9 protein-coding genes are annotated in these 11045 nt (G+C 59.2%); all 9 read left to right on the top strand.

Going from position 1 to position 11045, the window contains the following annotated elements; translation table 11 throughout:
* Positions 1-17: 17 nt before the first annotated feature.
* Entirely contained in the window at positions 18-4715 is a 4698-nt protein-coding gene (locus AC1D1P_RS05755) for a pilus assembly protein (protein ID WP_477672360.1), read from the top strand.
* Positions 4716-4720: 5 nt separating this feature from the next.
* Positions 4721-5230: a type IV pilin protein gene (locus tag AC1D1P_RS05750; RefSeq protein ID WP_477668970.1), complete on the top strand. Its 510-nt coding sequence runs from the start codon at positions 4721-4723 to the stop codon at positions 5228-5230.
* A gap of 21 nt (positions 5231-5251) precedes the next feature.
* A complete protein-coding gene (locus AC1D1P_RS05745) occupies positions 5252-5878 on the top strand; it encodes a hypothetical protein (protein WP_477672359.1) in 627 nt (208 codons plus the stop codon).
* A gap of 54 nt (positions 5879-5932) precedes the next feature.
* Positions 5933-7033, top strand: a complete 1101-nt coding sequence (ribD, locus tag AC1D1P_RS05740; RefSeq protein ID WP_477672358.1) for a bifunctional diaminohydroxyphosphoribosylaminopyrimidine deaminase/5-amino-6-(5-phosphoribosylamino)uracil reductase RibD — start codon at positions 5933-5935, stop codon at positions 7031-7033.
* Between the two features lie 240 nt (positions 7034-7273).
* Positions 7274-7924 carry a riboflavin synthase gene (locus AC1D1P_RS05735; RefSeq protein WP_477672357.1) on the top strand — a complete coding sequence of 217 codons (651 nt, stop codon included), beginning with the start codon at positions 7274-7276 and terminating at the stop codon, positions 7922-7924.
* Between the two features lie 3 nt (positions 7925-7927).
* Positions 7928-9034, top strand: a complete 1107-nt coding sequence (gene ribBA, locus AC1D1P_RS05730) for a bifunctional 3,4-dihydroxy-2-butanone-4-phosphate synthase/GTP cyclohydrolase II (RefSeq protein WP_477672356.1) — start codon at positions 7928-7930, stop codon at positions 9032-9034.
* A 38-nt stretch (positions 9035-9072) separates the two neighbouring features.
* The gene (gene ribH, locus AC1D1P_RS05725; RefSeq protein WP_477672355.1) at positions 9073-9537 is read left to right on the top strand and encodes a 6,7-dimethyl-8-ribityllumazine synthase; all 465 of its coding nucleotides are present in this window, start codon (positions 9073-9075) and stop codon (positions 9535-9537) included.
* Between the two features lie 38 nt (positions 9538-9575).
* Entirely contained in the window at positions 9576-10091 is a 516-nt protein-coding gene (gene nusB / locus AC1D1P_RS05720) for a transcription antitermination factor NusB (RefSeq protein ID WP_348045906.1), read from the top strand.
* A gap of 25 nt (positions 10092-10116) precedes the next feature.
* On the top strand, positions 10117-11045 hold a 929-nt coding region (locus tag AC1D1P_RS05715), incomplete at its 3' end, for a pyridoxal phosphate-dependent aminotransferase (protein WP_477672354.1).

Below are 11045 nucleotides of genomic sequence, written 5' to 3'. Positions count from 1 at the left end.
GGGCCACCATGACCCGCATGGACGTGGTGCGCAAGGTGCTGTACGGCGGCCTGCGTTCCACCGACACCAATGCACTGACCATTCTGGAGCGTACCAGCCTGCCGACAGATGCCCATTCATTCGCCAAGTATTACAAGGGCGACGATCTGGATCAACTCACCCCTTTTACCGCCAGCCAGCTTGCGGCTTCGAGCGTCATCAGCAACGACAACACCAATAATGCGCGACGCCTTATTGAGTTTACGTTCAATTCCAACAAGGCTCACAAGAACAATCCCGGCACCGCGCCGGCCGCAGCTATTGCCACCACTTGCCAAACTCTGGTTGAAACTTACTATGGCGGCGCAACCAATGCCCCCCCTCAGTACAACTGCGTGACGCATTCCGTCGCCCAGGCCACCACATTCAATGTCGAGGTCGGCGACCAGATCAGGGCAGTGAACACGCCCACGCCAACCCAATACATGGAAGGTGTTGCAGTGGCCGTCGACCCTGCCTGGATCACCATGGTGGTCACGCCAACGGGTTATGTCGGTGCCACCGCCGGAACACCGACACTGACCATCAAGCAATGGACCATACAGAATCTGACCCAGACCTCAGCCACCATCTGCAACACCACGCTGGGTGACAACCTGACCGCCAACTCGCCGTTCAATACCAACACAACAGGCAACGGCGATTCACACACCAACGCCAACCCGCCCTTGATGCGAATCGCCAAGGGCGACTACCAGCTCTGGAATGCCAATGAGCGGTGGCAGTGCCATTGGAGTGGAGAAAAATCCGCCTCCAACGGCAATAACGTAGGCGTTACGGGACTGGGCTCCGGCTCCAGCAATCCCACAAAGGGCACCCAGGGGGTCGTCATTGGCGCCACTGGCCCTGACTTTATCGTGCGGGTCGAGGTTTGCGCATCGGCGCTGCTGGGTACAGAAAATTGCAGGCAATATCCGTCCGCGAATTTCAAGCCAATCGGCTTGTTGCATGAGTACGGGGAAGGCAACCTTGCCGAATTCGGGCTGATGACCGGCTCCTTTGCCAAAAATATCAGCGGCGGCGTCCTTCGAAGTAATTTGCAGTCGTTCCAAAATGAAGTGAACTACACCACCGATGGCACGTATACCTCCGCGCAGGGCATCGTTTACACCATCAACAAGCTGCGCGTTTACGGATATCGCTATAGCGACGGCACCTACATTGGTGACGGCAACTGTACTTTCCAGCTGACCTCGCTAACGGACAACCAGTGCACCAGCTGGGGCAACCCCATGGGTGAGATGTTCACCGAAACGCTGCGCTATCTTGGCGGCCTGTCGCCAAGCGGCACTTATGACTACACACAAACCGGCTCGAAAGATGCCGCCATGGGCCTGCCCAAACCGGCATGGGTTGACCCGGTGAACCGGGCTAATGCCGCCGCCAAAACAGCGGCCGATGCCATTTTCGGCCAGGGCCAGTGCCGCGCCATCAATGCCATTAACTTCAATGCCAGCGTGACGTCTTATGACAACAACACCAGCACTCAATGGAGTCCTTTCGCCACATTGCCGGGCAGCCCAAGCCTGGTCAACATGATCAATGTGATTGGTACGGATGAAGGAATTCATGGCAACAAGTTTTTCATCGGAAACAATGGCACCACAAACGATGGAACCTGTACCGGCAAGACAGTTTCCACGCTGGCTGCGGTAGATGGTCTGTGTCCTGACGCCCCAACGTATGCGGGCTCGTATGCGCTGTCTGGTGCTGCCTATTGGGCCAGAACCAACGCCGTGCGGACGCCGACGGCCGCGCAACTGATCGCCAACCCGGATGCGTTCAAGGTCAAAAGCTTTTCAGTTGCGCTGTCTCCCGGTAAACCGCGTATTGAAGTCCCCCACCCGACGATCGCAGGCCGAAAAATCATCATTCAACCCTCCTACCAGCTGGTTGCGGGCGGCACGGTTGGTGGCGGTACCCTCGTTGACTTCCGCGTAGTGGGCACGCCGACTGCCACGTCAGGGAAATTCCTGATCATCTGGGAAGACTCTGAACAAGGTGGTGACTATGACAGCGATGCCTCCGGTATCCTGCGGTACGAGGTCATAGGCACCAAGTTGTATGTGTACACCCGGGTTTTCAACGCCGCGTCGGTGAACCCCCAGGGCTTTGGCTACACCATATCCGGCAGCACCAAAGACGGCGCGCACTTCCATTCCGGTATCTATACCTACAGTTTCACAGACAGCACCACGCTGACCGTGAAGAAGGCTGACGGTACAGTGCACCCCAATATCAATACATCGGGCGGCTGCAACAATTGCGAAGTGAACCAGGAAGAGAGCCGCGCTGAATATGATTTTGGGACGGCAACCGCTGCTCAGCTTCAGGATCCGCTTTGGCTTGCAGCGAAATGGGGCGGGTTCAGTAAAAATGAAAATGTCACCGTACCACCGTCTGATCCGAAAATTTACTTCGAAAAACCCACCGCCGACAAGGCCAACTGGGATGTGAAGAAGCTGGATGGTACGCCTGGCGCAGATGGCTACCCGGATAACTATTTCCTGGCAATTCGCCCCAGCGAGCTGGAAAAAGCCTTGCGCGCCGCCTTCAGTGCGATTGTGGGCGCTTCCAACACGGCGCCTGCACTTGCCGCTTCGCAGCTCACGACTGGCAGCCTGAAATATCTGGCCAGCTTTGACGGCGACGACGGCCATGGCGAAGTGCTGTCATTTATCGTCAAGCCTGACGGTGACTTTGATATTCGCCTCAAGAGCGACGGCACGCTGGACCGCAGCTATTACTACTGGGATGGCCATACCAAATTGACGGCGTCCACTTCGCGGCAGATCATTACCAATGTCGGGAACTCGACCGGCACGCCATTTACCTGGGCAGCCTTGTCGAATGCCGTTAARACGACTGCGGTGGGCGGCACAGATGCAACGGCCCAGGCCAAGCTCAACTGGCTTCGGGGCAGCCGCGTTGACGAAACCCCGACAGGTCTCCGGTTCCGAAAACGCAATACCAATTCCATCATGGGGCCTGTCGTCAACTCCAACCCCGTGGTGACCTCGAAGCCCAACGCAGACTATTTCGGAACCCTTTTCCCAGGCTACGGTACGTTTGTCACAGCCCAAAAAGACCGCAAGAGCATTCTCTGGATCGGTGCAGGCGATGGCATGCTGCACGGCTTCAACGCTTCCGCAGTCGTATCGGAAGGCGGCACACCCATCGTTTCGTACGTGCCACAACTTGTTCATTCCCGCCTGCAGAACTGGGTAGACCCCGCTGGCGAAAAAGTCCAGTCATTTATGGATGGAACGCCCTACTCCGCGGACGTATTGCTGGGATCCACGATCACCAATGCCGCAGCGCCCGGCTATGACGCCTTGGTCCCTGCAGCCGCCTGGAAAACCTATCTGTTTGGGTCTTTGGGACGCGGCGCCAAGGGTGTGTTTGCTCTTGACGTAACGGATCCGGATACCTTGACAGAAGCAAATGCAGCGAACGTCTTCAAGTGGCAATTCTCCGAAGCAGACGACAGCAGTGGCGACCTTGGATACAACCTGGCGCAAATGGGCACCACGAATCGTTCAAGTCGACAAGCCGGCGCTGTTGCCAAGATGAACAATGGCAAATTTGCGACGATTGTTCCTAACGGCGTCAACAGCACGAACGGATCGGCGGCGCTCTATATCCTGTTTGCAAATGGCCCGTATAGCGGTGTCTGGACGCCCGGCGTGAATTACGTCAAGCTGGTGGCCGCCGCCGGGCCCAGCAATGGGTTGTCGCAAGCTACCTGGGTGGACACGAACAATGATGGGGTCGCCGACGTCATCTATGCGGGTGACCTCAAGGGCAACCTGTGGAAGTTCGACGTTTCAAGCCCCAACCCAGCGCTTTGGAAGGTTGCTTATGCCAATACGGATGGCACCAACAAACGGCCACTGTTCATCGCCAAGCCTACAGATGCATCGGTGAACCGCCTGCCCATCACCTCTGCACCAGAGTATCGGTTCCATCCATTGGGCGGCGTGGTGGTTAATTTCGCAACCGGCAAGTCCATTGTCAGTTCCGACTTCCCTGACGGCTCCGGCAACGTTAATGGGATTTTTGGCATCTGGGATAAACCCATCTATTCCAGCGCCGCCTACATTGCGGATCCGTCGCTGCTCGACAATACGACGACCGGCCTTCCCCGCCTGCGGACGCAGCTGGCAGCCCGCACATTCGTACGCATTACTGTGGATGACGCGGACCCCACCAATGGCATTCTGGGCCAAGGCTATGTGACTGGCGCAGCCATGGACTGGACGAACAACAAGGGTTGGTACATCAATCTGCCGGACACCTCGGAAATGGTGGTGAGTAACCCGACCATGAGCCAAGGCCTGCTGGCAACGGTATCCATCGCACCGTCCGCCACCAGCAGCAACATCTGCTTTAGCGGGCCCGCTGCTTACATCACCTTTGTAGACCCCATCACGGGCTTGCTGAACACGGGGCTCTTTGGCACGATCACGATTGGCGGTGTCGTTTATAACGTCGCGTCCGTCAAGATCATCGACCAACGTGTCACCGTCTCCGGGGATTCAACCGGTACCGCATGTGCCTCGGGGGAACTCAATTGCACAGCTGTCGTTGGTGATCGCACCAGATTGCAGGGCAAGGGAGACAACACGAAAGCGCGAATTTACTGGCGCGAAATTCCCTCCTTCAAGACCAGGTAAAACCTATGAAAATTCCTTTCCACAAGGCAACCGCGAAAAATCGACCCCACGGCGTTGCGCCTCGAAGCAGGGGCTTCACACTGATTGAGCTGATGATCGTGGTCGCCATCATTGGCCTCTTGAGTGCTGTCGCGCTTCCGAGCTACAAGGAGTACGTTGCGAGGGGGCGCAGGGCCGAGGTTCGCACCGTGCTCCTTGAAGCTTCTCAATGGATGGAGCGCCACTACACGGAAAACATGAAGTACGACACCAATACCGCGGGGACCGCGGTGGCCGATTTGTTCCCGGCGAATCTGAAGCAATCACCCCGTGATGGCGGTGGCGCCTACAGCATTGCCGTATCTGCCGCGGCAGCAAGAACTTATACCGTCACCGCAACGCGCAATTCACCTGGCCCAATGTCTGCTGATAAATGCGGCGACTACCAGATCACGAATACGGGCGTAAAAAGCAACGTGAATTATTCAACAGCATTTTCTTCTGCCCAGGATGCAGCCACTTCTTGCTGGAAATGATGAGCCCAGCCGCACCAACCGGTGAAACATAAGAAGGAAAGACGTTTTTCTCAGCACAACCGCTGGGTGATTGCGGCCATTGCTTCCCTAGTCATGCACGGTAGCGTGCTGTTGTTCGTATCGCAATCCATCGAAAAACCCGGAAAAACTGCAACTGCGGCACGTCCGGCGAATCACAGCATGGTCGTTCGGGTCATGACCGAGCCCAGCAATGCTGCTCAGGCAGAACCCACCGAGTCCATACCGCCTGAAAAGCTTGCGGCAACTATCAAACCAGCGCCTGCTGAAGGTTTGGTTGCCCCCGGCCAGGAGCTTTCTTCCACCAGCCCGAGAAAGCCCGGCATGTCTGATGTTCGTTTTTTTGACATTGAAGAGGTCGACCAGCCGGCCCTTCCGATGCTCGACTGGAACTTTCCGGACAAAACTGCAACAAGCCTGAAACTGCGTCGTCTGGTCATAGAAATATGGATTGCAGAGGATGGCCGTTTGCTGGATATGAACATCATTTCTTCGAGACCAGAAATCAGCCGAAGCCAGCAAGCCGAAATCATAGAGGCGCTTATGCAGACGAAAATGACCCCCGCGACAAGGCAAGGGAATATAGTCGCCAGTCGCAGGGTGCTGGAAATGGGCTTTGCCTCAGAATGAAATCCCTGACCCTACAACCTTTCAGCTTAAATCTGCCCCGTTAGAAAATCCATCATGAACCCAGCGATGCTGCAGACCTTGCGTGTGGCCGAAGAGGCGTTGTATCTCAGCGCGCCAAACCCTCGCGTAGGTTGCGTCCTGACCGATTCAGGTGGAAGCAAAATTTTGGGAACTGGCCATACCCAGCAGGCAGGCGGCCCCCACGCCGAAATCATGGCCCTGCGCGATGCAGCGAATAAAGGCCACTCGGTCAAAGGCTCCACCGCCTATGTCACCCTCGAGCCCTGCTCCCACCACGGACGAACAGGCCCCTGCTGTGATGCATTGACTGCCGCTGGCATCAAAAAGGTGGTCGCCTCGATAGCGGACCCCAATCCGCTGGTGGCCGGCCAGGGATTTGAGCGCCTGCGGGCCRCCGGCGTCGAGGTGGAGGTCGGGCCGGGCGCCGAGGAGTCCAGGGAACTGAATATCGGCTTTTTCAGCCGGATGATCCGCAAAACCCCCTGGGTCCGCCTGAAAGTTGCCGCTTCGCTGGACGGCACCACGGCGCTGGCCAACGGTCAGAGCCAGTGGATCACCTCGCCTGAGGCGCGGACAGACGGCCACGCGTGGCGGGCCCGGGCCTCCGCCGTGCTGACGGGCATCGGGACCCTGCTGGAGGATGACCCTCAGCTGGACGTGCGGCTGGTGGAAACGCAGGTGCAGCCCTGCCGCGTGATTGTCGACAGTCTGCTGCAAACACCGCCTGGTGCCAGGATATTCCAGTCAGGAGGTCCGGTGTGGATCTACACCGCCACACGAGGCTCGCCRCAAGAAGCCGCGCTGGTCGCCAAAGGTGCGACGGTCACCTGCCTGCCCGACGCCCGGGGAAAAGTGGATCTGGCGGCCATGATGAAAGACCTGGCGCAGCGCGAAATCAACGAACTGCATGTCGAAGCCGGCAGCAAGCTCAACGCATCGCTGATCCGCAGCGGGTTGGTGGATGAATTCCTGGTTTACCTCGCGCCCAGGCTGCTTGGGCCTGGCCAGGGCATGGCTGCCCTGGAACCCCTGCAAACGCTCGCGAACGGGCTCCAACTCCAGTTCCTGTCTACCGACAGGGTCGGGCCCGACCTGCGTATCGTCGCTCGCCTGGCGGGCCGGGAAGCTTTCTAGCGCAATGGTGGACATCGGTCTTCCCTGCGAACGCTCGCAAAACACCCATATCCGCTATCAAAACAATAGCTGCTTGCGCCCGTAACCATTGGGTTACGGCCATTTTCCCTTAGATATAGACGTCTGAACCGGCCCACGCGTGCCTGCACAAGCCTTGTGAATCACGGCTGAACACCCTCTTTTCCGGGCCTTTGGCGCTGTCTGCGCCGCCGCGCCCGGATTCCCTGCGAAAATGGCACCATGTTTACCGGAATCATTACCGGCTTGGGGCGCATCGTCGCCATCCAAAGCCTGGGCAGCTCTTCAGACCACGGCAAGCGCCTCACCATCGAGGCGCCTGCGGGTTACCTTGATGACGTGGGCCTGGGCGACAGCATCGCGCTCAACGGCGCATGCATGACGGCCACAACACTGGACCTTCCCCTCAATCGCTTCACCATCGACATTTCCGCCGAATCCCTGGCCAAAACCACCGGCTTGGCGGAAACCGGCCCCATCAACCTCGAAAAAGCCCTTCGTGCGCACGATCGCCTCGGTGGCCACATCGTTTCAGGCCATGTTGACGGCATTGGCAGCGTGACGCATTTCGCCCAGGTCGGCGAAAGCTGGGAGCTGCGCATTCGCGCCCCGCGCGAGCTCGGCAAGTACCTGGCCTACAAGGGCTCCATCACCGTCAACGGCGTGAGCCTGACCGTCAACCRCGTCACCGACCTGGCTGGCGACGCGGGCGGCACGGAAATCAGCATCAACCTCATTCCCCACACCGTGCAGAACACTGCACTGAGCCGGCTGGCCGCAGGCTCCGACGTCAATCTCGAGATCGACCTGATCGCGCGTTATGTCGAGCGCATGCTGGGCGACACCCATAACAACATCCTAAAAAAGCCCTGAACCATGACCACAGCCATTTCCCCTGTTGAAGACATCGTTGCCGACATGCGCGCCGGCCGTATGGTCATCCTGATCGATGAAGAAGACCGTGAAAACGAAGGCGACCTTGTGCTGGCGGCAGACCACGTCACGCCCGAGGCCATCAACTTCATGGCGCGTTTTGGCCGCGGCCTGATCTGCCTGACCCTGACCCGCGAGCGTTGCGAGCTGCTGCAGTTGCCGCCCATGGCCACGCGCAACGGCACCAAGCACTCCACCGCCTTCACCGTTTCCATTGAAGCCGCCGAAGGCGTGACCACCGGCATTTCAGCCGCCGACCGCGCCCGCACCGTGCAGGCCGCCGTGGCCAAAGACGCCAGGGTCACCGACCTGGTCCAGCCCGGCCACATCTTTCCGCTGCAGGCTGTCGATGGTGGTGTGCTGATGCGCGCCGGCCACACCGAAGCCGGATGCGACCTGGCCGGCATGGCCGGCTGCTCACCGGCCGCCGTCATTTGCGAAATCATGAAAGACGACGGCACCATGGCCCGGCTTCCAGACCTGCTGGTATTCGCGGCGGAGCACGGCCTGAAAATCGGCACCATCGCCRACCTGATCGAACACCGCAGCCGCAACGATTCGCTGGTGGAAAAAATCGGCAGCCGCACACTGCAAACCGCCTTTGGCGAATTCACCGCCCATGCCTTCCGGGACAAACCCAGCCAAAGCCTGCACCTGGCCCTGGTCAAGGGTGCGTGGTCTGCCGATGACGTGGTGTCTGCACGGGTACATGAGCCACTGTCGGTGCTGGACGTTCTTGAAACGGGCCGCTCCATGCATTCGTGGAGCCTTGACCAAAGCCTCAAACACATCGCAGAACAAGGCAGGGGTGTTGCCGTGCTGCTCAATTGCGGCGAAAGTGCCGCGCAATTGCTGGCCCAGTTTGAAGGCACTGCACGCGCCAGCCAGGCACCTGAGCGCGGCCGCATGGACTTGCGCACCTACGGCGTGGGTGCGCAGATTTTGCGTGAATGCGGCGTGCACCGGATGAACCTCATGGGCAACCCGCGCCGCATGCCGAGCATGACGGGTTATGGGCTCGAGATCGTCGGCTACACCACCAAAGACTAGTCACTTCGTTAAACAAAAAACAATCAAAGGGATACACCGTGTTTGGAGCAGAAAAAGGTTCAGGCGACAAGCTTGACGGCAGAAAACTTTCCATCGGCATCGTGCAGGCGCGCTTCAATGAAAGCATTACCAATGCGCTCGCCGAAGCCTGCAAACACGAGCTGGCCTCCCTGGGTGTGCAAGAGGACAACATCAAGCACATCAAGGTGCCCGGCGCGCTGGAAGTGCCCGTTGCATTGCAGGCCCTGGCCGAAAGCGACAAATACGACGCGTTGATTGCCCTCGGCTGCATCATCCGCGGTGAGACTTACCATTTCGAACTGGTCGCCAATGAAAGCGGCGCAGCCGTCACGCGCCTGGCGCTTGACTACCAGTTGCCTATTGCCAATGCCATACTCACGACGGAAAACGTCGCGCAGGCCGAAGCCCGGCAGGTCGACAAAGGGCGCGACGCCGCCCGCGTTGCCGTCGAAATGGCGAACCTGATCAATGAAATTGCCTGAGCGCCTGCTCCTGCATCCCTTAACCTGACTGGCACTTCATGGCAGACCCCATCACCAAACCCAAACGCCCACCCCAAACCCGCACCGGCCTGACCGACACCGGCGTCAAAAAGGCGGCGGACAAATCCGCCCGCACGCGCGCTCGCGAGTTCGCACTGCAAGCGCTCTACCAACACCTGGTAGGTCGAAACGAAGCGGATTCGATTGACGCATTTACCCGCGACCTTGTGGGTTTTCACAAAGCCGACTCCGCCCACTACGATGCACTTTTGCACGGCTGCATCGAAGGCGCGGCAACGCTCGATGCGGGCATCACGCCCCTGCTGGACCGGCCCATGGCCGAAATATCGCCGGTGGAGCATGCCGTGCTGTGGATAGGCGCCTATGAGTTCACCCACTGCCTCGATGTGCCCTGGCGTGTCGTGATCAACGAGTGCATCGAACTTGCCAAAGCCTTCGGCGGCACTGACGGCCACAAGTACGTCAACGGGGTCCTGAACAAAATGGCGCCCTCGCTGCGCGCCGCTGAAGTCGCTGCCGACAAATCCCGATAGGGGCTCGCCCCGTGAAAGGCCAGCCTTGAAAATCGCCCAGCGGGCTCAGCGGATTGAGCCCTTCTATGTCATGGAGGTTGCCAAAGCGGCCTCTGCGCTGGCGCAGGAATTTGCGCACAGCGCATCGCCCATGATCTTCCTGAACATCGGCGAGCCCGACTTCACGGCGCCACCCCTGGTGCAACAGGCCGCAACCCGCGCCATTGAGCGCGGCACCACGCAGTACACCCAGGCTACCGGCTTGCCGGCACTGCGTGAGCGCATCAGCGGCTGGTATGCCTCCCGCTTCGGGGCGCAGGTGGCGCCCAGCCGCATCATCATCACCGCGGGTGCATCCGCTGCCTTGCAACTGGCCTGCCTGGCCCTGATTGAGGCGGGGGACGAAATCCTGATGCCCGACCCCAGCTACCCCTGCAACCGGCATTTCGTCAGCGCGGCAGAAGGCAATGCGGTGCTGGTCCCTACCACCGCCGAAGAACGCTTTCAGCTGACCCGCGAAAAGGTGGAGGCGGCATGGAACCCCAAAACACGCGGCGTGTTGCTGGCTTCCCCGTCCAATCCCACGGGCACCTCGATTGCACCGGAAGAGCTGCAGCGCATCCACGAATTTGTGCACAGCCGCGGCGGCATCACGCTGATCGATGAAATCTACCTGGGCCTGAGCTACGAAGAGCACTTCGGCCATTCGGCGCTGGCCATGCCCGGCGAGCTGGGCCACAGCGTGATCAGCATCAACAGCTTCAGCAAATACTTCAACATGACCGGCTGGCGCCTGGGCTGGCTGGTGGTGCCCGAAGCGCTGGCGCCGGTGATCGAGCGCATCGCACAAAACCTCTTTATCTGCGCCAGCACCGTGGCCCAGCATGCCGCCCTGGCCTGCTTCGAGCCGGAGAGCCTGCAAGAGTACGAACGCCGCCGCGCCGAATTCAAGGCGCGCCGCGACTACTTCATCCC

The sequence above is a fragment of the Polaromonas sp. P1_E1_2 genome (assembly GCF_056406035.1).
Note: the sequence above shows the minus strand (reverse complement) of the source record. Positions and strands in the feature narration are given on the sequence as shown.